The sequence below is a fragment of the Bacillus spizizenii TU-B-10 genome, assembly GCF_000227465.1.
GTDB lineage: Bacteria > Bacillota > Bacilli > Bacillales > Bacillaceae > Bacillus > Bacillus spizizenii.
Map to the genome: position 1 here is coordinate 3,587,677 of NC_016047.1, position 22,307 is coordinate 3,609,983.

General features: G+C 39.9%; 27 protein-coding genes. 5 read left to right on the top strand and 22 right to left on the bottom strand.

The features are described from left to right. Positions 1 to 20: 20 nt before the first annotated feature. From secA to degS, 22 genes are all read right to left on the bottom strand, one after another. Positions 21 to 2,546, bottom strand: coding sequence for a preprotein translocase subunit SecA (gene secA / locus GYO_RS39995; RefSeq protein WP_014115334.1), 2,526 nt, complete (start codon positions 2,544 to 2,546; stop codon positions 21 to 23). Between the two features lie 167 nt (positions 2,547 to 2,713). Beyond that, positions 2,714 to 3,283 carry a ribosome hibernation-promoting factor, HPF/YfiA family gene (hpf, locus tag GYO_RS40000; protein WP_014115335.1) on the bottom strand — a complete coding sequence of 190 codons (570 nt, stop codon included), beginning with the start codon at positions 3,281 to 3,283 and terminating at the stop codon, positions 2,714 to 2,716. A gap of 190 nt (positions 3,284 to 3,473) precedes the next feature. Further along, positions 3,474 to 3,851, bottom strand: coding sequence for a DUF8042 domain-containing protein (locus GYO_RS40005; protein ID WP_014115337.1), 378 nt, complete (start codon positions 3,849 to 3,851; stop codon positions 3,474 to 3,476). Positions 3,852 to 3,860: 9 nt separating this feature from the next. Continuing rightward, entirely contained in the window at positions 3,861 to 4,202 is a 342-nt protein-coding gene (fliT, locus tag GYO_RS40010) for a flagellar protein FliT (RefSeq protein ID WP_041521080.1), read from the bottom strand. Further along, on the bottom strand, positions 4,199 to 4,600 hold the full coding sequence (fliS, locus tag GYO_RS40015; RefSeq protein WP_014115339.1) for a flagellar export chaperone FliS: 402 nt from the start codon (positions 4,598 to 4,600) through the stop codon (positions 4,199 to 4,201). Before fliS ends, fliT begins: the two co-directional genes overlap by 4 nt. Positions 4,601 to 4,621: 21 nt before the next feature. Continuing rightward, a complete protein-coding gene (locus GYO_RS40020; protein ID WP_014115340.1) occupies positions 4,622 to 6,118 on the bottom strand; it encodes a flagellar hook-associated protein 2 in 1,497 nt (498 codons plus the stop codon). A 17-nt stretch (positions 6,119 to 6,135) separates the two neighbouring features. After that, positions 6,136 to 6,465 (bottom strand): flagellar protein FlaG, encoded by a 330-nt coding sequence (gene flaG, locus GYO_RS40025; protein ID WP_041521081.1) that lies wholly within the window; start codon positions 6,463 to 6,465, stop codon positions 6,136 to 6,138. Between the two features lie 229 nt (positions 6,466 to 6,694). Next, a complete protein-coding gene (hag, locus tag GYO_RS40030) occupies positions 6,695 to 7,534 on the bottom strand; it encodes a flagellin Hag (RefSeq protein ID WP_014115342.1) in 840 nt (279 codons plus the stop codon). 143 nt (positions 7,535 to 7,677) lie between these two features. Further along, entirely contained in the window at positions 7,678 to 7,902 is a 225-nt protein-coding gene (gene csrA, locus GYO_RS40035) for a carbon storage regulator CsrA (RefSeq protein ID WP_014115343.1), read from the bottom strand. Continuing rightward, complete coding sequence (gene fliW / locus GYO_RS40040) at positions 7,896 to 8,327, bottom strand: flagellar assembly protein FliW (RefSeq protein WP_014115344.1); 432 nt, start codon at positions 8,325 to 8,327, stop codon at positions 7,896 to 7,898. Before fliW ends, csrA begins: the two co-directional genes overlap by 7 nt. A 20-nt stretch (positions 8,328 to 8,347) precedes the next feature. Beyond that, on the bottom strand, positions 8,348 to 8,923 hold the full coding sequence (locus GYO_RS40045) for a DUF6470 family protein (protein WP_014115345.1): 576 nt from the start codon (positions 8,921 to 8,923) through the stop codon (positions 8,348 to 8,350). Between the two features lie 47 nt (positions 8,924 to 8,970). Further along, positions 8,971 to 9,867: a flagellar hook-associated protein FlgL gene (gene flgL / locus GYO_RS40050; protein WP_014115346.1), complete on the bottom strand. Its 897-nt coding sequence runs from the start codon at positions 9,865 to 9,867 to the stop codon at positions 8,971 to 8,973. 9 nt (positions 9,868 to 9,876) lie between these two features. Continuing rightward, on the bottom strand, positions 9,877 to 11,400 hold the full coding sequence (gene flgK, locus GYO_RS40055) for a flagellar hook-associated protein FlgK (protein ID WP_014115347.1): 1,524 nt from the start codon (positions 11,398 to 11,400) through the stop codon (positions 9,877 to 9,879). Positions 11,401 to 11,418: 18 nt separating this feature from the next. After that, on the bottom strand, positions 11,419 to 11,901 hold the full coding sequence (gene flgN, locus GYO_RS40060) for a flagellar protein FlgN (protein WP_014115348.1): 483 nt from the start codon (positions 11,899 to 11,901) through the stop codon (positions 11,419 to 11,421). A gap of 14 nt (positions 11,902 to 11,915) precedes the next feature. After that, a complete protein-coding gene (flgM, locus tag GYO_RS40065; RefSeq protein WP_014115349.1) occupies positions 11,916 to 12,182 on the bottom strand; it encodes a flagellar biosynthesis anti-sigma factor FlgM in 267 nt (88 codons plus the stop codon). A gap of 79 nt (positions 12,183 to 12,261) precedes the next feature. Beyond that, positions 12,262 to 12,681, bottom strand: coding sequence for a TIGR03826 family flagellar region protein (locus GYO_RS40070; protein WP_014115350.1), 420 nt, complete (start codon positions 12,679 to 12,681; stop codon positions 12,262 to 12,264). A 72-nt stretch (positions 12,682 to 12,753) separates the two neighbouring features. Then, entirely contained in the window at positions 12,754 to 13,476 is a 723-nt protein-coding gene (locus tag GYO_RS40075; RefSeq protein WP_014115351.1) for a ComF family protein, read from the bottom strand. Then, positions 13,440 to 13,736, bottom strand: a complete 297-nt coding sequence (gene comFB, locus GYO_RS40080; RefSeq protein WP_014115352.1) for a late competence protein ComFB — start codon at positions 13,734 to 13,736, stop codon at positions 13,440 to 13,442. The genes GYO_RS40075 and comFB overlap by 37 nt, the downstream gene beginning before the upstream one ends. A 68-nt stretch (positions 13,737 to 13,804) precedes the next feature. After that, positions 13,805 to 15,187 carry an ATP-dependent helicase ComFA gene (comFA, locus tag GYO_RS40085; protein ID WP_080010142.1) on the bottom strand — a complete coding sequence of 461 codons (1,383 nt, stop codon included), beginning with the start codon at positions 15,185 to 15,187 and terminating at the stop codon, positions 13,805 to 13,807. Between the two features lie 107 nt (positions 15,188 to 15,294). Continuing rightward, on the bottom strand, positions 15,295 to 16,140 hold the full coding sequence (gene fakB / locus GYO_RS40090; RefSeq protein ID WP_014115354.1) for a DegV family protein: 846 nt from the start codon (positions 16,138 to 16,140) through the stop codon (positions 15,295 to 15,297). Between the two features lie 99 nt (positions 16,141 to 16,239). After that, a complete protein-coding gene (gene degU / locus GYO_RS40095) occupies positions 16,240 to 16,929 on the bottom strand; it encodes a two-component system response regulator DegU (protein ID WP_003219701.1) in 690 nt (229 codons plus the stop codon). 82 nt (positions 16,930 to 17,011) lie between these two features. After that, on the bottom strand, positions 17,012 to 18,169 hold the full coding sequence (gene degS / locus GYO_RS40100; RefSeq protein WP_014115355.1) for a two-component sensor histidine kinase DegS: 1,158 nt from the start codon (positions 18,167 to 18,169) through the stop codon (positions 17,012 to 17,014). 215 nt (positions 18,170 to 18,384) lie between these two features. On the opposite strand from degS, the gene GYO_RS40105 reads away from it, so the two are divergent. The 5 genes from GYO_RS40105 to GYO_RS40125 all read left to right on the top strand — a co-directional run bounded on the left by GYO_RS40105 (position 18,385) and on the right by GYO_RS40125 (position 22,233). After that, a complete protein-coding gene (locus GYO_RS40105; RefSeq protein WP_014115356.1) occupies positions 18,385 to 19,038 on the top strand; it encodes a YigZ family protein in 654 nt (217 codons plus the stop codon). After that, complete coding sequence (locus GYO_RS40110) at positions 19,038 to 20,030, top strand: LCP family protein (protein WP_041521082.1); 993 nt, start codon at positions 19,038 to 19,040, stop codon at positions 20,028 to 20,030. Before GYO_RS40105 ends, GYO_RS40110 begins: the two co-directional genes overlap by 1 nt. Before the next feature lie 742 nt (positions 20,031 to 20,772). Further along, the gene (locus GYO_RS40115; protein ID WP_238528883.1) at positions 20,773 to 21,222 is read left to right on the top strand and encodes a DUF2712 domain-containing protein; all 450 of its coding nucleotides are present in this window, start codon (positions 20,773 to 20,775) and stop codon (positions 21,220 to 21,222) included. A gap of 52 nt (positions 21,223 to 21,274) precedes the next feature. Beyond that, positions 21,275 to 21,730, top strand: a complete 456-nt coding sequence (locus GYO_RS40120; protein WP_014115359.1) for a DUF2712 domain-containing protein — start codon at positions 21,275 to 21,277, stop codon at positions 21,728 to 21,730. A 50-nt stretch (positions 21,731 to 21,780) separates the two neighbouring features. Further along, positions 21,781 to 22,233 (top strand): DUF2712 domain-containing protein, encoded by a 453-nt coding sequence (locus GYO_RS40125; protein ID WP_014115360.1) that lies wholly within the window; start codon positions 21,781 to 21,783, stop codon positions 22,231 to 22,233. The last annotated feature ends 74 nt before the right edge of the window (positions 22,234 to 22,307 follow it).

The window sequence follows — 22,307 nt, forward strand, 5'->3', positions numbered from 1 at the left end:
AGTAAACTTGCCCGAGCGGACTATTCAGTCCGGCCGCAGCAATTTTTATATTTTTTCCCGCTTCCGCAGTGGCATGGGGCATTTCGGCCAATATCAACCACTTTGCGAACCGGTGCTTTCTTTGCTTTTTTGTTATCGTCGCCTTCTTGCTGCTGATGAGCCGTTGTCTGGCCCTGTACAACCTCTTCACGCTCCAGATTGTTTTCAATCTCAGCTTTCATCACAAATTTTGCGACCTCGTCCTCGATCGATTCAATCATATTCTCAAACATCGCAAAGCCTTCCATTTGATACTCTCGAAGCGGATTCGTCTGTGCATACGCTCGAAGGTGAATTCCTTGGCGAAGCTGATCCATTGCATCGATATGATCCATCCATTTTGAATCAACGGCTCGAAGGACGATGACTTTTTCGAATTCGCGCATTTGCTCTTCGCCGAATTTCACTTCTTTTTCATTATATTTCGTCATGATGCGATCCATAATGAGTTCATGCATTTCATCCGGCTCTTTGCCAAAGATATCGCTCTTCTCAAGCGCACCTTCATCAAGATAAGTCGTGTTGACAAGCTCAACAAGACCATCAAGCTTCCACTCCTCAGGAAGCTCTTCTCTTGGCGTATAGGCTGCAATTGCACGTTCGAGAGAAGACTTGATCATATTTTCAACGATTTCGCGCAAGTTTTCAGAGTCAATGACTTCAAAGCGCTGCTTATAAATGACCTCACGCTGCTGGCGGAGAACGTCATCATATTGCAGAAGCTGTTTACGTGAATCGAAGTTATTGCCTTCGACGCGTTTTTGAGACGATTCAACCGCGCGGGATACCATTTTGCTTTGAATTGGAGTAGAGTCGTCCATCCCGAAGCGGTCAAGCATTGCCATTGTCCGCTCAGCTCCGAATCTGCGCATCAATTCATCTTCCATAGAAAGATAAAATTGGGTGATCCCCGGGTCTCCCTGACGTCCGGAACGTCCTCGAAGCTGATTGTCAATCCGGCGTGATTCATGGCGTTCCGTTCCGACAACTGCAAGACCGCCAAGCTCTTTTACACCTTCGCCAAGCTTAATGTCCGTTCCGCGCCCCGCCATGTTTGTCGCAATCGTAACTGCGCCTTTTTGGCCGGCCTCTTCAATGATCTGCGCTTCACGTTCATGGTTTTTGGCGTTTAACACTTGATGCGGGATTCCTTTGTTTTTAAGCAGCTTAGAAATCAATTCAGATGTTTCAACCGCAACCGTACCGACAAGAACAGGCTGTCCGGTCATGTAACGCTGTGCGACATCCTCCGCAACCGCCTTAAACTTCCCTTCCATCGTGCGGTAAATTAAATCCGGACGGTCGTCACGGACAACAGGCTTGTTAGTAGGGATCGTGACAACCTGCATGTTGTAGATGTTGCGGAATTCTTCTTCCTCTGTCTTAGCTGTACCAGTCATACCGGCAAGTTTTTCGTACATCCGGAAGTAGTTTTGGAACGTAATGGTCGCCAAGGTCATGCTTTCGTTTTGAATCTCAAGCCCTTCCTTCGCTTCAATCGCTTGGTGAAGCCCCTCGCTGTAGCGGCGCCCTTTCATCAGACGTCCCGTGAAGGAATCCACAATAACAACCTGTCCGTCTTCCACTACATAGTCAACGTCCTTCTGCATCGCAGCGTGCGCTTTTAAGGACTGGTTGATATGGTGGTTAAGCGCGACATGTTTCACATCAAACAGGTTATCGATGCCGAACGCTTTTTCTGCCTTCGTCATTCCTTCCTCAGTCAGCTGTACACCTTTTGTTTTGATATCATACGTATAATCCTTCTCTGCTTTTAACGTGCGGACAAAAGCATTTGCCTGCACGTACAGCTTAGTGGATTTCGCAGCTTGTCCAGAAATGATAAGCGGTGTTCTCGCTTCATCAATTAAAATAGAGTCAACTTCATCTATTACCGCAAAATGAAGCGGGCGCTGAACCATCTGCTCTTTATAAAGAACCATATTGTCACGCAAATAGTCGAAACCAAGCTCGTTGTTTGTGGAGTAAGTAATGTCAGCGGCATAAGCTTCCCGTTTTTCGTCTTTTGACATTGAGTTTAAATTTAAGCCGACAGTCATACCGAGAAACTCGAAAATTTTCCCCATCTGCTCAGCGTCACGGCTTGCCAAGTATTCGTTGACAGTCACGATGTGTACGCCTTTACCTGTTAACGCATTTAAATAAACAGGCAGAGTAGACGTTAACGTTTTCCCTTCCCCTGTTTTCATTTCAGCGATATTTCCGTCATGGAGCGCTACGCCCCCCATGAGCTGGACTTTGAACGGAAACATTCCGGTTACGCGGCGCGAAGCTTCCCGAACAACAGCGAATGCTTCAACAAGAAGATCATCAGTTGTCGCCCCTTTTTCAAGGCGCTCTTTAAATTCAATCGTTTTATGTTTCAGCGCGTCGTCAGAGAGATTTTCATAGTCTCCGCGAACCGCATCAATATCGTTAGCTATTTTTTCGTATCTATTCAGCGTACGTTTTGTTGGATCAAACATTTTATTTAAAATTCCAAGCATTTATAACGCTCCTCTATCATCACATGCCTGATTTGCAGGCATGTATAAATAATTTACTAGTCCATGTATACCTCTCATTATCATATCATACCTTTTGTTATTTCCAAAGAATTTGCAAATAAGAAAAACAAAAACCTTCCGCGGTCATCACGGAAGGCTTTTGTTCTTTATTCAGTCGGTTCAATCAAGCCATATTTCCCATCATTTCTGCGGTACACGACATTTGTAAGGTTTGTTTCTGCATTTGTGAAAACAAAGAAATTATGGCCGAGCATATTCATTTGCAAGATCGCTTCTTCACTGTCCATCGGCTTTAAATTAAAGCGTTTCTGACGGACAATGTCCAAGCTCTCCTCATCTTCTATTTCATCCTGAACCGCAATATCTGTATCAGAGCCAAGGCCGTTTGCCAATAAATATTTTGGAGAGCCCTGCTCACGGAATTTACGGTTTACTTTCGTTTTGTGCTTACGGATTTGACGTTCCAGTTTGTTTGTTGCGAGATCAATTGCGTTGTACATATCCTCGTTATGCACCTCGGACCGAAGCGCCAGATCTGTCATCGGAATCGTAACCTCAACTTTAGACTCCTTGTCGTTGTAAAACTTCAAGTTGACGTTCACATCGGCATTCACGCTATGGTCAAAATAACGCTCCAGCTTGCCGATCTTCTTCTCGACATGATCCTTTAACGCGGGTGTCACTTCAATATTTTCTCCTCTGATGTTATAGTTCATCAAAGAACGCCTCCCTTTTATTAAGGATATGTATCTATTTCTTCTTTACCCTTTACAATTCCTGCTGAAACGTAAACCTTTTGTGAAAATTCAGTGAACTTTGTCGAATTGTGTTTGTATGTGCTGATGATTTGGCGGTTCGGAGGTATATGTATATGCTGATTGTAATAAACAAATACCTCACCCTCGCCTAATTGATTACAAAGGGCTCCATACATTGATGAATGGACAGCATCCATTTTCTATAATGAATCAGAAAATGTTCTTTTAAAAACTCGCAGAACTCATAAGAGGGAAAAGAGAAAGAAACCAATTGATCAAACTCCGCAAAAATTTCGTCAAATGCTTTAATACATATTTCAGCACACCGCGTGTTCATAACAAAGAGAAGTGTTGAATGTGTTGAATCCAAATAAAAAAAGGCTTGGATCAGATCTTGGTAGATCCGATCCCCTTCTGTTTTTGATAAATTCTGTTCAGCTTCTATCAAATAACATAGCCCTTCCTCAATGGTAAAAAGAAGATGATAATAAGCTGATAAAAGCGTATAATCTTCAATGCTCTTCAAGGCACTCACCTATTTACGCTTGTCATAATATCTGCCGTCAATCGTAATGTTGTTATAAGGATTTAAATACGTCGTGTGCATCGCACGTTTTCTTTTTACCTGCTGAAGTTCTGTTGCGATTGACTGCTTTAGTCTTTTCATTTCCTTCACAATAAGCTGATCCCATGTCAGGACAAGCTTCATCTGCTTTTTTTCTTCTTCTGAAAGCGGCAGAGATATCTCCTGAATAAGTTCAGACCGTTTAGCCACAAAGTCTTCAATTTGCTTTAAAAGTTCATCGCTTTCAGGTGTATCTTGTATGTGTGACAGCATACTCTGCGTCTCAGTGTATAGTTGATCTATGTTATTCATGCGATCCCGCCTGATCCGTGCCGGTCCTTCCGTTCACTTTGAATGGCTTGTTTCCATGCATCACGAAAATCTGTTACATATCCTTCAACCTCATCCAGCATGCTCGTATCACTTTTGATATTTGCCTGTACCAATCTTCGATACATATAATCGTACATCGCACCCATGGAAGCGGAAAGCTCTATGTTGCGGTTAAGTGTAAAATTTAATTCCTGAATGATATTTTGCGCTTTAATCAGATTTTCATTTTTACGTTCCATATCATCATTCTCAATGGCCTGAGATGCGAGTCTTATAAATTTCAAACAGCCATTATACAGCATAAGTGTCAGTTCACCTGGTGTAGCAGTATTCACTGAATTTTGCTGATAGGCTGTATAAGGATTTTGGATCGCCATGTGTCATCCTCCAAATTACATTTATTGTACAAGAAGCTGTGATAAATAGGACGCTTGTTCGTTCATTTTTTGAATCGCAGAATCCATTGCACTGAATTTTTTATAATAACGGTTTTCTATCGTGTTCAACCGGTCCTGCATTTTGATGATATCAGTGCTGATCGTGTTTAAATTTTTACCGATTGAGTAGTTATCGGCGCCCATTGTCGAGTTGCCGGCTTTTGCTTCAATGCTTTTCACTGTGCTTTTCAGTGTATCACCGATGCGTTTCATAATTCCTTTATCACTATAGTCACTGCTGTTCGTTCCGCTTGTAAATAAGGCGGCAACACTTTGCGGATCTTCTTGTATTTTTGCTTTCAGTTTATCTTCATTAATCTCTAAATGTCCCCGTAATTGGTAAGCACTTGATGTTGTGATGCCAAATTCAGTTAATTGATAGGTTTTTCCATTCGCATTTACTTGAGTATAAAAATCAGTCCGCATTTGGTTCGTACCGGTGCTTATACTGGCATCATTTCTCAGCAATCCGCTTTTTGCCTTCTCTTCCCACAGCTCTACCTCTTTATCAGACATTGCTTCTTTTTGTTCACTCGTCAGCGGCGTATAGTCTCTGTATTTTTCTTCCTTAAGCTTTTCATTCAGACTGTCAACCAATTCATTGTATTTATCTACAAACTCTTTAATTTGGTTATAAATCCCGTCAACATCAGTAGAAACAGATGTGGTAACAGGGCCTGTGGCTGCCGTTGTATTTTTGATCGAGTAGGTAACGCCATTAACCGTAAAGTTGTTTGTCAGCTTCTCCATTTCAAAGCCATTAATTGTGACTTTTGCATTTGTTCCTTCCTTGTAAGCAGTGAGCTTATTATCAGCGTCTAAAGAAAAACCGAGCTGACCGGACATAAAGTCGGCTGTAGAAGAGTCTGCTGCCTGTATGCTGCCTCCTGCGCCTGTTGCTTTAGAAGAAAACGCAATCGTTTCTACATACTCTGTACCGTTCCAAATTTTATCTTTAAATGCTGATACTCCTAGATCTGAGCTGTTAATTTTAGAAATCACATTATCAATCGTATCGGCGCTCGTCACACTGATGTTTACTGTTTTTACCGTTGTCTCGCCAGGCGCAACAACGTCAAATGCCAAATTATAATCGCCTTGTGTGTATCCCGTATAATTATTTGCCTTATAAGTCGCTGCGGTTGCCAAGCTCGCTACTTCAACAGTAGAAGAAGAGTTTGGCGCACTTGCGCTTCCTGTAGCAGTTAACACAGACTCATTGGAGCTGGTAACAGTTTTGCTCTGATACGTACTCGGATATGTCAACGTATTTTTAGACATATAATCTTGCAGTTCTTTTATTTTTGAGTTTACTTCACGGTAGCTGTCACGCTGCCATTCAAGAGTCTGTTTTTTTTGTGTCAGCTTATCAAGCGGCGCTCTTTCTGTCTGCATCAGCTTTGATACGATATCATCTATATCCATTCCTGACGCCAGACCTGTTATTCTCGTGACCATTCCAAACCACTCCTAATCTACTTTTTCTCATCTACAAATAACCCAAGAAATTCAGTCATAGCCGCATAAAAATCAAGCCACCGTTTCGGCGGAATTTCGCGGATGACTTCATTTGTAGAGTCCTCTATTACTTGTACATAGTATTCATTTAACTTCTCATGGAGCTCAAACTTCAGGTGAACTTGCGAAGGTTCCAAAAGCTTGTTCATTTCCCCTACCATTTCAGCAAGATTGGTATATGAAACTTGCTGAACAGGAACCACACTCTCATGATCTTTCTGATTATGTATTTGAGTATCATAACGATCCCAAACAGGTTGTAACGTAGTGAGCCTTTCAATATTCAATTGATCATCCCCTATGTCCCAATCTATCGTTTATATCGACTAAGTCGAGATAAGATTACACATATTTTTGGAAAAAAACTCATCTGTTTTAGATTTCTTGTTTGGAAATACATTTATAAAGCAGGTGGAGAATCCGATTATTATATCACGAGTTATAGACAGCAAGGGGAAAGATTTGGAGTTAGGAATATAAAAAAAGACCCCGGCAATCGCCAAGGTCTTTTCAAAATTAACGTAACAATTGAAGTACGTTTTGCGGCTGTTGGTTTGCTTGAGCAAGCATCGCTTGAGAAGCTTGAGAAAGAATGTTGTTCTTTGTGAACTCGCTCATCTCTTTAGCCATGTCAACGTCACGGATACGAGACTCAGCAGCTGTTAAGTTTTCAGAAGAAGCACCAAGGTTGTTAATTGTGTGCTCTAAACGGTTTTGTACTGCACCAAGTTTACCACGCTCAGAAGATACTTTGTTAATTGCAGAATCTACTTTAGTTAGAAGCGCATCTGTGTTAGCTGCCGTAGCTGTTGTTACTTTGTAATCTGCTTTTAACATGTCAAGACCTGTAGCAGCAGTACTCATATCCCCAATGCTAACTGTTAATTGTTGACCTTTGTTGGCACCTATTTGGAAAGTGAATCCATTTGTCTCCGTACCATCAAGAAGGTTTTTACCGTTAAAAGCTGTACGTTGAGAAATTCCATCTACCTCATCAAGAAGGTTATCAATTTCATCCTGAATTGCTTGAAGGTCTGTCGTTGCATCTTGAGTACCAGTGTTACCCGCTTGAACAGTTAACTCACGAACACGTTGAAGAATTGAGTGAGTTTCAGTCAATGCACCCTCAGCTGTTTGGATAAGAGAGATTCCGTCTTGAGAGTTTTTAGAAGCCATATCAAGACCTCTGATTTGTCCTCTCATTTTTTCAGAGATCGCAAGACCAGCTGCGTCATCTCCCGCACGGTTGATACGAAGACCTGAAGAAAGTTTCTCCATGTTCTTTTGTGCTGCACCGTTGTTTGAAGACAAACGGTTCAGTGTGTTAAGTGCTGCGATATTGTGGTTAATTCTCATAGTTTTGTTCCTCCCTGAATGTGTTTTTAGGCACGTCCTTGTGCCTCATTTTTGTAACCGGCGGAGTCATTTACGCTTCCTCCCGGCTACATCATTAATATCGGATTGTCTCTGATTTTGTTAATACCAAAATAAAAAAATCCTCACTTTTTTTGTGAGGATAATGCGGAGATCACATCACTGGATAACGCTGCCGCACGGTTATTTTCTTCCTGAATGGTCAAGTAAATTTCTTTCCTGTGAATATCAATATGCTTTGGGGCGTCAATTCCAATTTTCACTTGATCACCCTCAACCGCAATGACTTTCACTTCAATATCAGCACCTATTTGAATCGCTTCGTTTATTTTCCGCGATAAAACTAGCATGATTCTCCTCCAATCGGATGCTTTGTCGTATATGAGGAGTCGTGTAAAACGACTTGCTTAGCCATCATGTTTTTACGATTCACAATAATGGGAGCCAATAAATTGGCAGTAGATTTTTCGAACGGCTCTGCCATGGTCAATATTGTCATAACTTCTACGTCTTCAATATTATCGATATCCAAAAGTTCAGCAGTTGATTCATCAAGGTCAAATTCATAATTCTTAAAAAAGATGAACGGACTGACAACGATGAACGCAAGATTTTCTGAAGTGACGGACTGCAGCGCCACGAATGGAGAGTCTTCTGAAAGCGGAAGAATGACGAACTGTTTTTCTTCTAAAAAGCCCGGAATCCCGTTTTCAAAAAGAATGATTTGTTCTTCTTTTACGTTCATTTGGCCATGGTACTTTGTATGAATGATCATTGTTCACGATCCTTTTCTGTTTACTTTTCGTGTGATTCTTTCGGGTATTCTACATCTATATTTAAATCAGGGTATTGAAGCATGTCAACCTTAACGTTTCCAGGCGTATATTCAACAATTGGTTTATGCGGTTCAGCCTGAATAACAGGCTTTTGCGGCGTAATCTGAATATCAAGCTCTGACGGGGTATATTGTATTTTCACCCTTGAAAGAGAAGGAGCATAATGTTCGCCTAATTGAATCTGGTGCATCTCAGAGTTCCTCCTTGCTTGTGAAGCGATTGGGTTCCCCTTATTTTCAATTCTCATAAGCTCGGCTCCTTCTTCTGCAGTGCGGGCTATTCCCTCCATTACATCCTCATGCCCTTGTTGCGCGGCTTCTTCGATTCTCTTGAATATATGTTTTCTGTCTAATTCTTCCCATGCTTGCGTCTGATCAATCGTGAGTTTTCCAGGCGTCACCGAAATTTCCATTTCCGCGCTTGGCTGTTCGATCTCTAGGTCGGCTTGCGGCTGCTCCATTTTTAAGCTGGCGGGCGTCGTTGTTAAACCAATTTTCCCTTGAACACTATGCATAATCAATCTGGGAATTTGCATTACTCTACCTCCTGAACTATAAAAAAAGCGAACTCCTGAGAGCCGCTTTACTTTAAAAAGTCAATCAATGTAGGCTGAACAATTTGTGCATTTACAGCCAGGGTAGCCCTGTGCACGCTTTGCTGCGCAATAAATTCAGTTATTATTTCTTCCAGTTCTACATCTTCATTGTCTGACAACACTTTTGTAGCTGTTTCTTCTTGAGCTGAAAGTCTTGTATTAACCAGTTCAAGACGATTATATCTTGCTCCAAGATCAGAACGTTCAGCACTCATGCCGCCAGAAAATTGATCAATATCATCTAAAACATTGTCCATGCCATCTAGTGAATCTGAACTCAGTGCTTTCTCAAATGAGTCAAGCATTTCAAATACATTCTGTCCGCTTTCAGAAGTGCCCCCAAAAGCTGACTTTGGATCTGAATTCACTTTCAATGCCATATTATTTGATATATTGACAACAACATCAGCAGTATCAGAAATTGTATAAGTTCCGTCTCCGTTATCTGTAACCGGAGGCTTGTCTGAATTTGTGCCGTTAAAGATATATCTTCCGTTCACTTGTGTATTCGCAATATTCAAAAGCTGCTCCTTTAATTGCTTAACTTCTACGCCAATCGCTTGCCGCTCCGCTTCGCCGTTTGTATCACTTTGAGCTTGAACAGCTAATTCTCTGACCTTTGATAGGATGTCAATTCCTTCAGTAATGTTTGTTTCTGTGTTTTCGAGCCAGGTAAATGCCTGAGAAGCATTGCTTTGATATTGCTGCACTTGTGACAATTGATTATTATACTTTAAGCTTTTCATCGCTACTACAGGATCGTCAGAAGCTTTTGAGATTTTTTTTCCTGAAGAAATCTGTGATTGAAGTTTATCCAGCTTCGAGTAGCTTGAACCGATATATCTCAATGAGTTTTGCTGAATCATCCCTTGTGTTACTCTCATTTGATCTACCTACCTTCCTCCGACACCCATGCCATTGATCACTTTGTCGAGTATTTCGTCTTGTAACGTTACCATTCTCGCAGCAGCATTGTATGCGTGTTGGAATTGAATCATATTGGTCATTTCTTCGTCTAAAGAGACCGCGCTCATTTGCTGACGGTTGATGTCAGCATCATTGAGCTGTGTTTCTGTATTAGACGCCAGGCGATTCGCCTCTTGAGCTTTGATCCCCAGCTCGCCAATCAAACCCGCATAATAATCTAACACACTAGTTTCTTTGCCATTAATGATCATTTTACCGGTTAAAACATTCGCTAAATTTGTAGCATTTGCATTATCGTTGGCTGCACCAGTCAGTGAGAAAGCAATGTTTGCGCCTTTAGAATCTATTATGCTGTCAGCAACTTTAATCTTGCCCGCTGCTCCCTTTGCAGGCTCAGTGTCACCGCCAGTAAAATCAAAAAAGTCCCCGCCCTGTTCACCGCTCTTGGTCAAACCATTTCTGTGCACTTCATTGAAAGCTTTCGCGAATTCAAGGGCCATATTGTCAAGGTCAGTTAGCATTTCAGGGTATATGCCCTTTTCTTCACCGTCTGCTGTTATATACCCGTAAGACTCTACAAATCCTAAAAGGGATCCCTTACTGCTGAATGACTCCACCTGTACAGCCGTATCTCCGATTGAAATACTTGATACTAACCCAGTTTCATTATCATAGTTGGCTGCAAGTTCTGAAACCGCGTAATTTTTACCGTCCAAAACAGTTCCCAGCGACTGTTTATTTTTATCAAGGATTTCAATTGATACAGTTCCCTCAGCAGAAGAAAGTGCATTCCCTCCTGATTTGTTGTAGCTGACTTTGATATCAACCATTGAGGATAATTTATCTATCAGCAAATCTCGCTGGTCATATAAGCCATTCGGAAGAAGTCCGACCGGTTCTACTTGTGCAATTTGCTTATTTAAACTGTTTAATTGAGATAGCAGAGAATTAACGTCCAACACAGTTGTATTTAGTTCTGCTTTTAAGTTCGATTGAACATTTGTAAGTGATTCAGAAATATAATTAAACGTTTCAGCTACAGCTTGTCCTTTTCGAGCAACAACAGAACGCGCACTGTCTTCATTAGTATTATTCGATAATTCCTGAAGGGAATTCCAAAACGAATTGAGCACACTGTTCAAGCCGCTGTCATCGGTCTCATTTAAAACGCCTTCCATTTGGGACAGAGCTTTGGCTTTCGTGTCATAGTATCCGGCACTGTTGTTTTGAAGGCGGTATTGGTAGTCAAGAAAGATATCTCTTATTCTCTCAACTGACTTCCCTTGAACACCCGTTCCCATTTGTCCCGCGGTTTTTTCTGTATTTTTTGATACAGCAGGGAAATAGTCAGTTGCCTCTAATGAGACTCGCTGTCTTGTATAACCATCAGTATTGGCATTTGCCACGTTATTTGCAGTAGTGCTTAACGCTGCTTGCTGAGCGCTTAACGCCCGCCTTGCAGTTTCAAGCCCCATAAAGGTAGATGTCATATTCTGAATTCCTTTCTGCTAAGCTTTTGAATCAAAAAGTTTCATTGGGCTGCTCTTTGGAAGCTCAGCTTTAATTGATTTGCTGTAATTGAAATTATTTTCCTTAGGAACCAGCATATCGTACGAAATAGAGATGAATTGCAGCGCGTCTCTCGTCAACTGCCTATTCATCTCATTCACTTCTTTCAGATGTCCGAGAACGTTAGAAAGAGCTTCGTATAATTGTTCCAGCTCTTCCTTTTCACTGCCTGAAGTTTTGGCGATACATGCGGAAATGGTGTTATTATCGCTGTATCCGAGAAAGGCGGAAGTCGCCTTGATCCGGTCATCTTCTGTCTGCCCGATTGCTTGAATATACTTTTGTTCTTTTGTCAAAATGTTAGAAAGCTCTTTTGTTTTGCCGGCTTTGAGCGCTTCCGTCTTTTCCTCAGACAGCGTGAGCAGGTGCTCATGCAGAACGCAAAGTCGCTTCAATTGTTCAATAATTGGCTTTGCTGACATGGGCTTTCTCCTTTTTATTGCTTTTTATAAAAATCAATCATATTTTTTGCTATATGATTTGCGTCTACTTTGTATGACCCGTTTTCAATTTGCGCTTTAAGCTGCTCAATTTTTTCCTGGCGTGAACCAGTGACTGCGTCGGATGCATTTTGCAGTTCCTTAGCCTGTGATGAAATTTCAATTTTATCTTGAGGCTGTGCAGCAGTTTTTTGCACCGCTTGCTTTTCATAATTTTTTTGGTATGGATTAACGGATTGTGTTCCAAATTGATTGATTTTCATAGGATTCCTCTCGCTTTCCGTTGCAGTCTTTAAACAATCTAACCCTTTTATCGACTGCGGTTTCAGTTAGTTTAGGGAATCAGTTGTTTTTGGTATTATAGGCATAGTATGTGTCTTTTTTACTATTTTCCTTCTCTGTTTTCAGTGCGTCCTCGTGGTCCAAATGATCCATTTGAGCCTTTAAATCGGACTGACAAGCCTTGCAGAACTTGCCTTCCCGAATCGATGTCCCGCACCTTTCACATGGGTATGCCAAATTAGGGAGATGAGTGATTTGAATGCGTTTCTGCCTGATGAATTTCAATATCAGCTCTTCTTCTACACCTGTTTCCTCGGTTATCCGGCTCAAAGTCGATTGCCGGTTTTCCTGCTTCCTTAAAAACTTATATACAATCTCAAATGATGTTTCTTCTTCCTTAATACACGCCTGACATACGGTTTGCAGCTTTGTTTTTAAAAATAAAGCATTGCATTTCGGACAATTCGCCAGTTCTCCCATCTTTTTTCTCCTTATTCGATAATATGCCTGTGTTAATTTCTAGTGATTATATCGGCATAAAAACAGAATCATTTAGCTTCTGATTAAGGTAAAAGATGCCACTGAAGCGGCTTTTCCTTTCTCTAATAAACAGCGGGCTGCAAAATGCAAAGTGGCGCCTGTTGTATAAAGATCGTCTATTAAAATGATATTCATACCTTCGGCTGAGTTGTTTTTTGTATCAAAAATACGTGCTGAAAGCAGGCGTTCTGTTTTCTTTTTCTTAGACTGTTTCTCATTATTCAGGCGGATGAGGGGATGGTGGATAGGCCGGTCTAAACATTCTGCCAGGAGCTGTGCCTGGTTAAATCCGCGCTCTTTTTCCCGTTCCTTGCTCAGCGGAATAGGAACAAGAACAAAATGCTTATCGGGGTAAACCAGTGAGAAGGTTGAAGAAAAATCACTTTTAAAAGCATTTATGATTTCTGCATCTCCTCTAAATTTAAAACGGGAGAGCGTTTCTTTCATCATATCATTATATGTGTAAACTGAACGGTTTTGGCGCAACAGCAAGCTGTCACTGACTCTTGATTTCCACGCCTCGCAATCCCTGCATACCGCATGAACGGATTGAGGCCTGCCGCACAGGGTGCAGATATGTCCTGTTATTTTCTTTAATTTGCTTCTGCAGGTATGGCAGACTTTTTCTTCAGGCTTTAATAAAAAAAGAGCTCTCCATGTAATAGCTTGAAAAAATGGTGAATCGCATAATAGACAGATCAGTTTATAAATGCCCCCTCCTGCTTCATTTGGCATAAATCGCTTGGACTCTCTGATACCACAGCAGCAGATTCAGCCAAAATGACAAGCATAGCCGTGTTTTTTTGTTTATCTACAAGCTCAGCTTTTGTATATGCGATCTTTTGAAGATCAGTGACGTAGGATGGTCTTACTTTGTTTAAAGAAAGTGCCAATACATCGTTTTTGCATACTTGGCAAGTGCAGATCATATGAAGCTGATCCATATATCGGTCGAGCAGTTCTTTCATTACGATTTCTTTTGAATTGACAAGCATTTTTACAGCTCCTCATCGTCGGTTATATGAGTATACTGTACCACGTTTTCAAATAATGGCTAGTCTGTTCATTCATTTTTTGCTGCCAAGGCATTCATTTCTTTTATATGCTTTCTTGCATCCAGCATACTCTTTGTTTTTCCGTAGTGAAAGAAAATGACATCACCGTCTGCATGCTCTTTATGCCGCCCGGTTCTTCCTGCGACTTGAACAAGTGCGCTTTCCGTAAAGATAGGCGATTCCGCCCCTAATACACCCGTTTGCACCTTGGGAATCGTGACGCCTCTTTCTAATATTGTTGTTGTGATTAAGAGATCAAGCTGACCGTCTCTGAATTGCTGCACTTTCTCTTTTCTGTGTTTATCTTCCGCATGTACTGCCGCTGCTCGGCAATTAACATCTTTAAAGCATGCAACTGCCTTTTCCAGAACAGTAACGGAGGGAACAAACAAAAAAACAGGCCTCCCTTCTTTCACATGAAACTCTATCCATCTTTTTACCGCTAGCGGGATTTTATTTCGGTATAATTTCTTTTTCCAGTTTCCACACCATAGAAAGCGCGGTTCGGGCAAAGGTTTCCGATGGTGTCTTGCTGGAATACGAACTGAATATAACTGTCCATTCAGTGTTTTTCTTTTTAATTCTTGAGGAGGTGTTGCACTTAAATAAACAAGGGTGCTGTTTTTCTTTCTAGCTTTTTGAACAGCGAACTGAAGTGTTTGATCAGCAGAATACGGAAACGCATCAACTTCATCAATGATTATAACGTCGAATGCCCCTTTATATCGCAAAAGCTGATGTGTGGTAGAAATCATAAGCGGAGATAAACAGCCTTTGTCATCACTTCCTCCGTAAAGTGCTGAAATGTCAGCACACTGAAAGGCAGCCTTGAGTCTAGGAGCAAGCTCTAATACTACATCGGTGCGGGGTGTCGCAATACATACACGCAACCCTTGATTTAACGCGGATTCTATACCGGGGAATAACATCTCTGTTTTGCCAGCGCCGCAAACAGCCCAAATGAGGAGCTCTTCTTTTTTTGATATTGCATCAATTAAGACATTGGCGGCTTTTTGTTGTCCGCTTGAAAGCTTGCCATCCCATGTCAGCTTTATTTGCGGCCAGTTTGGTTCATCCTCCTCTATCCACGAATATAAAGGAACATTCTCACTCACTCTGCCCATCATGACACAGGAACGGCAATATAGCTGATTCTTTCCAGATGAGAGATAAAAAGAAAAATACCGCTGATCATTTTGGCCGCACCTATTACACTTATATCCCCGTTTATTTATGGATATAGAGTTTTGGGCAGCGACATATCCATTTTCGATATGCCATTCAATCAACTTATCGGAAAATGGGAGTTCGGTTCTGAGCAAATGACGGCTTTGAAGCGTCTGCTGCAATTCTTTTGAAAAAGAAATGTTCTTTTCTGCTGGCACAATCAGCATAGCACCGCCTCCTTTCGAGACAGTATGCCTTAGTGAATATTTTCTGTCCAGCAATCAAAATAAGAATATAAAAAAATCTCCGCTGTTAAAACGGAGATTTTACGTTATTTAAAACACCAGCATATTCCTAGCGCACCCTCACCCAAATGAGTGCCGATTACCGCGCCAAAATAACTGTTATAAAATTCAACGTGAGGATATTTTGCAGAAAGCTCTTCAATGATCTTCGCTGCTTCTTCTTCTCGATTAGCGTGGATAACAGCAGCACGCATAGGCAATCCTTTACTCGCATCTTCGTCTAAAAGCTCATAAATTCTCGAAATAGCTTTTTTTCGTGTGCGAATCTTCTCAAAAGGCACAATTACCTTATTGTCAAAATGAAGAATAGGCTTTACCTTTAGAAGACTCCCAATGAAGGCTTGAGCGCTGCTTAATCGTCCGCCCCGCTGAAGATGGGCTAAATCATCTACCATAAAATACGCCCGAACTGTTTTTTTCATTTCTTCCAGTTCTTTTATGATATCTTCCGGCGATGATGCTCCATTTCTGATTAATTCAGCAGCTTTAAGAGCATAAAAGCCTTGAGCCAAACAGCTGATCTCTGAGTCAAATGGATACACTTCAATATTGTCAACCATTGTGTCAGCCGCTGCTGCACTGCTGAACGTTCCGCTGATCCCGCTGGAAAGATGGATACTGATGACCGCATCATAAGACTTGCCAAGCTCTTCATACAAAGCAACCAGTTCTCCGATTGACGGCTGAGAAGTCGTCGGAAGCTCGGTATGTTTTTTTACTTCATCGTAAAAGCTTTTCCAGTCCAGTTCGATTTCTTCACGATAAGTTTCTTCACCAAAAACAACCTGGAGAGGGATCATATGTATTTGATGTTGTTCACGCATTTCTTTCGGAATATATGCCGTGCTATCTGTTACGACTGCAATATTCATAGCTTCGATACCTGCCTTATTGCTTTATAACTCTATTGTAAGGGAAACGGCAGCCTAAAAAAAGACCTGCCTAGTAAAAGGCAAGTCTCGTATATTATACTATCTCATTTCTACCCAGCCATTTTTAATGGCGACCACAACGGCTTGCGTCCGGTCGTTTACATTCATTTTTTGCAAAATATTGCTCACATGGTTTTTAACGGTTTTCTCACTGATAAACAATGATTCACCAATACCGCGGTTGCTTTTTCCGTCTGCAAGCATCTGCAGCACTTCACATTCCCGCCGGGTTAAAATATGTAATGGTCTGCGGATTTCAGGGTAAACCTCATGCTGAGGATGTGCAGAAACTCCGCTTGTTGCAAGACGGCGGAATTCGTTAACGAGATTGTGAGTAACCTTCGGATGAAGGTAAGAACCGCCCTCGGCAACTACTTTAACCGCTTCGATTAATGTATCAGCATCCATCTCTTTCAGCAGATAACCTCTTGCGCCTGTTTTCAGGGCATGTGTTACATAATTTTCGTCATCGTGAATTGATAGAATAATTACTTTAGATTCGGGATACAGCTCTACAAGCTGTTTTGTAGCTTCCACACCATTTACGTTTGGCATATTGATATCCATGATCACAACATCAGGATGATAGTGCTCAACAATACGAGCCGCTTCGTCTCCGTCGTCACCTTCGGCTACCACTTCAAAGGTAGGTTCAAAATCCAATATCCGTTTAACACCTTCACGAAATAACTGATGGTCGTCGATAATAACAATGTTTACTTTAGTCACAAGCCACGCCTCCTTGTATTATTGTTCAATATACTCTAGCATTCGGTCAATATGCCTTTTGGCTCTATTTTACAAATCATAGTCAAAGAGATAACGGAACCTTAATCATAATAAATGTCCCAAGACCTATTTTCGAATCTATTGTCATGGTTCCTTCCAATAGATCTACTCTTTCTTTCATGCCCAGCAAGCCGAATGATTTGTTTTTCTTCTCTTTCGCTTCCTTCAAGTCGAACCCTTTTCCGTTATCTTTTATCATTAAAATCACAAAATCCTTTGTGATTTCAACTTTGACTGTAATTTCTTCAGATTCAGAATGCTTTAGCGCATTAGACACAGCTTCCTGTGCGAGCCTGAAGAGCGCAACTTCAAACTGAGGCGCAAGCCGCTGATCCTCTGTTTCACCAATGCACTGAAAATGTATTTTGACCTTCCCGTTATATTCCTCGGTTGTATATAGATATTTTCTTAAAGTTGGAATCAGGCCTAGGTCATCAAGGGCCATCGGTCTTAAATCATATATAATCCTTCTCACTTCGTAAAGGGCATTCCGCACATTTTGACGGAGATTTTTAATTTCTTGGAATCCGTCCTCAGTACCCCGGTCACGGAAAATCCGCTCGATTAATTCCGATCTCATCATAACATTTGCCAGCATTTGAGCAGGTCCGTCATGAATTTCTCTGGAGACTCTTTTTCGCTCTTCTTCCTGTGCCTCAATAATTCTTAAGCCGAAATCCTGTTTTGCCTGAGCATCAGCAAGAAGCAGTCCGACCTCGCGCAAATCCTGATTCAAGTAGTTAAGCACAACTGTTATTTGGCTTACTAATGATTCAGACCGCTCAATGATTTCCTGAAGGCCTAACAATCTTCGCTCTAAATCATCCCGGCGTTCCCGCAGTTGCTTCTCACGCTGCTGGATCATCGTCAATTCTACCTGCAGTTTATGGGCTTTTTCGTAAGCATTGCGGATTTCTTCTTCACTGAACCTATGAAAATTGCGGCTGACCTCGGATAAACGGTTTCTCGCATGGCGGGTTTGCACTTCAAGTTTATCGCCAAGCTCGATAACTTCATACACCTGCTGTTTAATTTGTTTCAGTTCTTCAACCAGCTGTTCATACTGCTGGCGTGACTGCTCCCCGATTTGAAAAACCTCGTCCTTGCTCCCGTCAACGGTTTTCAGCATCTTCATCAAAATAGAATCCAGAACTTTGGAATCCATCTTTGTTTTATTCATAATTTCCCTCCGTCACGGCGTTGTCATATATTTTTATTATAAATGTAATTGATCTGCAAATTATGTCGAATTATAATGAAAGAATGCGTATATTCTAGAAAAAAACAATTTTATATACCTTCTATTCTTTATGATACCAAAATACGCACAAAAATTCTAAAGACTGTACGAATTTGTATAGGCAGTCTTTTATGCTTAGCAGGGGGTCAGCAAGCATGCTGCACAGCTATTTTACTGTGAAAGAAGCAGGAGAACACGAGATTGTTATAGAAAAATCGCGTTTTATCTGTCATTTAAGCCGTGTTTCTACCGAACAAGAGGCACAGGAATTTATACAGAAAATAAAGAAACAGCACTGGAATGCGACTCATAATTGCTCGGCTTACGTAATTGGCGAGAACGATCATATCCAAAAAGCCAATGATGATGGAGAACCAAGCGGTACAGCGGGAGTGCCAATGCTTGAAGTATTAAAAAAACGCGGACTTAAGGATACTTGCGTCGTCGTTACACGATACTTCGGAGGCATTAAACTTGGAGCCGGCGGATTAATTCGCGCTTATGGGAAATCAGTTTCTGAAGGATTAAATCATATAGGTGTTGTAGAACGGAAGCTTATGCGGGTCATGCACACTTCCGCAGATTACACTTGGCTTGGCAAGATAGAAAATGAATTAAGGGAATCACAATTTCTGTTAAAGGAAATCCATTATGCCGAAAATGTTGAATTCGATGTATACGTAGATGAGAAAAGAACTTCCGAATATTCTCAATGGATTTTAAATTTAACGAATGGATCATGTTATACTAAACTTGGTATTTTGAAATACCTTGAAAATCAAGTTAAAAATCAAAAGGAGAATAAATGATGCCAGAACGAGTTAAGGTTCGTGTAAAGAAAAAAAAAAATAAACGAAAAATTATTTTAAAGCGAATACTCTTGCTCTTTTTCCTATTTTCTATAGTATTCGCCGGGCTAATTGGGTATAAAGTATATAAAACACTTCAAGCCGCTGACAGTTCTTATAAAGAATTAGACCGTGGCGAAAAATCGAAATTACGTAAAGAGGTAGTAGACCTTAAGAAAAAACAACCTTTTTCTGTTCTTTTGTTAGGAGTTGAAGACTATGCAACAAATGGAAAAGGAGGAAGAACTGATTCTATTATTGTTGCTACTATAAACCCTAAACAAAAGACAATGAAGTTACTGAGTATTCCTCGTGATACAAGAGTTGAAATATCTGGTGATACTTCCGGGACAAAAACGAGAATTAATGCTGCCTATGGCAAAGGCGGAGCTCAAACAACTGTCGAAACTGTTGAAAACCTTTTAGATATACCTATTGACTATTACGCCACTGTGGATTTTAAAGGATTCAAAAAAACAATTGATGAAGTTGGCGGAGTTGATGTTGATGTACCCTTTGATTTTAGTGAGAAAAGTGATACATCAAAATCTAAAAAGTTTTATTTCCAAAAAGGGAACATGCATTTAAATGGGGAAGAGGCTCTTGCTTATGCACGAATGAGAAAACAAGATCCACGGGGAGACTTTGGACGTAATGATAGACAAAAACAAATATTGATGGCTATGTTAGATCAAACATCAAAACCTTCTAATCTGGCAAAAATTGATACTTTAGCAGATCAAGTAAGTGATAATATAACAACAAATTTAAGAATTACCCAAGTCCTAGCACTTCAACAAATTTTCAGCGGTTTTAAAGGAAGCGACGTTGAAACATTAACTTTAAAAGGCTCCGATTTATATATTGGAAATAAGTATTTCTTCCAACCTGACGCTGAAGAGTTAACAAAAATTCAAGAAGAACTTTATAACTTTTTGTACCCTAATAAATAATAATTCGCAATATTCCACTCTGTACTGTCAAAGTTTCAGACTGTGGTCAATAAGAGGCTAAGAATTCAAATTTCTTAGTCTCTTTTTTGATTTTAAACAACTATGGATTTGATCTCTTTCGAAACCGATTTTCCAGATTCAATGTGTTAAACAAATATTGTTGCACGAAAGTCGACTAATGAATTTGTATTCAAAAGCTCATAGAGACCCAATTTATTTATACTATAATTGATCTACTCTCCACATTTTTAGTCGTTTTTAATTCTGAAGATAATTGAAGGATTTCCACCTACTAAATAATAAGTATGTAACATTAGTTTAAATGCGATAACTGAATATTGTATGGAACAATACCCGAACTTATATTGTTATAAACCATTACGATGATTACTAATGGATTATACTCGACATTCCATAGCTGAACCTTATCAAAAAAACAATCTTTCTCTAAAAACCACACCCTTATAATTTGAACACTTATAATACTCCATACTATTTTTCCTTTTGCTACTCTCCTTTACATTCACACAAAGCCTGCTCGACTATATGAAGAGAAGCACCTTAAACCAGTTATTTAGTGCATTAGTACTTTACAGGTGCATAGTAGACATTTGAAATACAGACAAATTATCCTTTAAAATTAGTTTAATTTTCTATTTAAACCTTTAATTTTCTATATTCCATGGTATAATTACACAGAAAATCAAATTAAAGGTTTAGTGAGGAGGTGAAAAAGTTGAAGATGAGTTTTAAAAAACTTATTGGAGCTGTAACCATTACTGGCTTGGTATTGACTGGTTTTGCCGCGACTAATGCTCAAGCAAAAGCAAATACAAGTGATTCCAGTTTTAATTTGAAGTTTAGTGGTAATAGTACAGCTTATACTCCAGTAAGAACCAAATATAACTCTACAAGTGCTTACATTAATGTCAAGACAATTAGTGATGGCGATCCGTACTATAAAGTATCTCTTGTAAAATCGAACGGGAAAAATTTCTCTAAAACATGGACATATACATTTGGCACATATGATGCTGAAAACCCTAAATTAGCTAAACATTATATCAAGAATTATGCTATGGAGGATAGTCACGGTTCTCCTGTTAATGTAAAAATTAAAGCAAGAGGTTATAGAGGAGCCGCTAGTTATAATTGGCACTCTCGTGGTGTATGGAGCCCTGATTCCATCTAAAAAGTTTAAGCTATTCTTTAAAATTTAAAATTGTGAATAAGGAGAATCATATATGAAGACTAAATTAAAAAAACTTATTGGAGCTGTAACTATTACTGGTTTGGTATTAACTGGGTTTTCCGCAACTAATGCTGAAGCAAAAGCAAATACAAGTGATTCTAGTTTCAATTTAAAGTTTAGTGGTAATAGTACAGCTTATACTCCAGTTAGAACTAAGTATAACTCTACAAGTGCTTACATTAATGTCAAAACAATTAGTGATGGCGATCCGTACTATAAAGTATCTCTTGTAAAATCGAACGGGAAAAATTTCTCTAAAACATGGACATATACATTCGGTACATATGATGCTGAAAACCCTAAATTAGCTAAACATTATATCAAGAATTATGCTATGGAGGATAGTCACGGTTCTCCTGTTAATGTAAAAATTAAAGCAAGAGGTTATAGAGGAGCCGCTAGTTATAATTGGCACTCCCGTGGTGTATGGAGCCCTGATTCCATCTAAAAAGTTTAAGTTGGTCCTTTAATTTTAAATTGTGAATAAGGAGAATCATATTGAAGACTAAATTAAAAAAACTTATTGGAGCTATAACTATTGTAAGTCTTGTATTGACAGGGTTTGCCGTAAGCAATGCAAGTGCTAAAGGAAATACAAAAGATACTAATTTTTCTTTTCATTTCACCAACAGTACAAGTGGAAAATATGAATATACTGGTTCAAGAGAAAAACGTGATAATACAAGCGCTTATATGAGCGTTAAAAGCATTAACATGACAGGTTCTGTTCATTATTATGCAGAACTTGTTACCAGCTCCGGAAAAAGTTTCTCAAAACGGTATAGAAACGTATTTGGAAACAATTTCAGATTATACCCTAAAACCCAATACTTAAAAAACTATGCTCATGAGGATTATAAAAAAACCATTAAAGTAAAAATTAAAGCAACAGGTTATGGAACAGTTAATAGTTGGGGGGCTTCTGGAGTTTGGAGTCCTGATTCTATCTAAAAGGTTATTAATCTCAGATGATAAGATATGAAAGTTTCTTTCATATCTTATCCTTTATGTAAAGGAGATTTGCA

Excerpts from the sequence above, each read along its gene's own strand:
- degS (WP_014115355.1), bottom strand. The coding sequence starts at position 18,169 with ATGAATAAAACAAAGATGGATTCCAAAGTTCTGGATTCTATTTTGATG.
- fliT (WP_041521080.1), bottom strand. The coding sequence starts at position 4,202 with ATGAATAACATAGATCAACTATACACTGAGACGCAGAGTATGCTGTCA.
- GYO_RS40120 (WP_014115359.1), top strand. The coding sequence starts at position 21,275 with ATGAAGACTAAATTAAAAAAACTTATTGGAGCTGTAACTATTACTGGT.
- hag (WP_014115342.1), bottom strand. The coding sequence starts at position 7,534 with ATGAGAATTAACCACAATATCGCAGCACTTAACACACTGAACCGTTTG.
- flgN (WP_014115348.1), bottom strand. The coding sequence starts at position 11,901 with ATGTCAGCAAAGCCAATTATTGAACAATTGAAGCGACTTTGCGTTCTG.
- GYO_RS40045 (WP_014115345.1), bottom strand. The coding sequence starts at position 8,923 with ATGCAAATTCCCAGATTGATTATGCATAGTGTTCAAGGGAAAATTGGT.
- GYO_RS40110 (WP_041521082.1), top strand. The coding sequence starts at position 19,038 with ATGCCAGAACGAGTTAAGGTTCGTGTAAAGAAAAAAAAAAATAAACGA.
- flgK (WP_014115347.1), bottom strand. The coding sequence starts at position 11,400 with ATGACATCTACCTTTATGGGGCTTGAAACTGCAAGGCGGGCGTTAAGC.
- GYO_RS40020 (WP_014115340.1), bottom strand. The coding sequence starts at position 6,118 with ATGGTCACGAGAATAACAGGTCTGGCGTCAGGAATGGATATAGATGAT.
- flgM (WP_014115349.1), bottom strand. The coding sequence starts at position 12,182 with ATGAAAATCAATCAATTTGGAACACAATCCGTTAATCCATACCAAAAA.
- GYO_RS40115 (WP_238528883.1), top strand. The coding sequence starts at position 20,773 with ATGAGTTTTAAAAAACTTATTGGAGCTGTAACCATTACTGGCTTGGTA.
- secA (WP_014115334.1), bottom strand. The coding sequence starts at position 2,546 with ATGCTTGGAATTTTAAATAAAATGTTTGATCCAACAAAACGTACGCTG.
- hpf (WP_014115335.1), bottom strand. The coding sequence starts at position 3,283 with ATGAACTATAACATCAGAGGAGAAAATATTGAAGTGACACCCGCGTTA.
- GYO_RS40105 (WP_014115356.1), top strand. The coding sequence starts at position 18,385 with ATGCTGCACAGCTATTTTACTGTGAAAGAAGCAGGAGAACACGAGATT.
- GYO_RS40075 (WP_014115351.1), bottom strand. The coding sequence starts at position 13,476 with ATGCCAAATGAAGCAGGAGGGGGCATTTATAAACTGATCTGTCTATTA.
- fliW (WP_014115344.1), bottom strand. The coding sequence starts at position 8,327 with ATGATCATTCATACAAAGTACCATGGCCAAATGAACGTAAAAGAAGAA.
- GYO_RS40070 (WP_014115350.1), bottom strand. The coding sequence starts at position 12,681 with ATGGGAGAACTGGCGAATTGTCCGAAATGCAATGCTTTATTTTTAAAA.
- flgL (WP_014115346.1), bottom strand. The coding sequence starts at position 9,867 with ATGAGAGTAACACAAGGGATGATTCAGCAAAACTCATTGAGATATATC.
- fakB (WP_014115354.1), bottom strand. The coding sequence starts at position 16,140 with ATGAATATTGCAGTCGTAACAGATAGCACGGCATATATTCCGAAAGAA.
- fliS (WP_014115339.1), bottom strand. The coding sequence starts at position 4,600 with ATGGCGATCCAAAATCCTTATACAGCCTATCAGCAAAATTCAGTGAAT.
- comFB (WP_014115352.1), bottom strand. The coding sequence starts at position 13,736 with ATGCTTGTCAATTCAAAAGAAATCGTAATGAAAGAACTGCTCGACCGA.
- csrA (WP_014115343.1), bottom strand. The coding sequence starts at position 7,902 with ATGCTAGTTTTATCGCGGAAAATAAACGAAGCGATTCAAATAGGTGCT.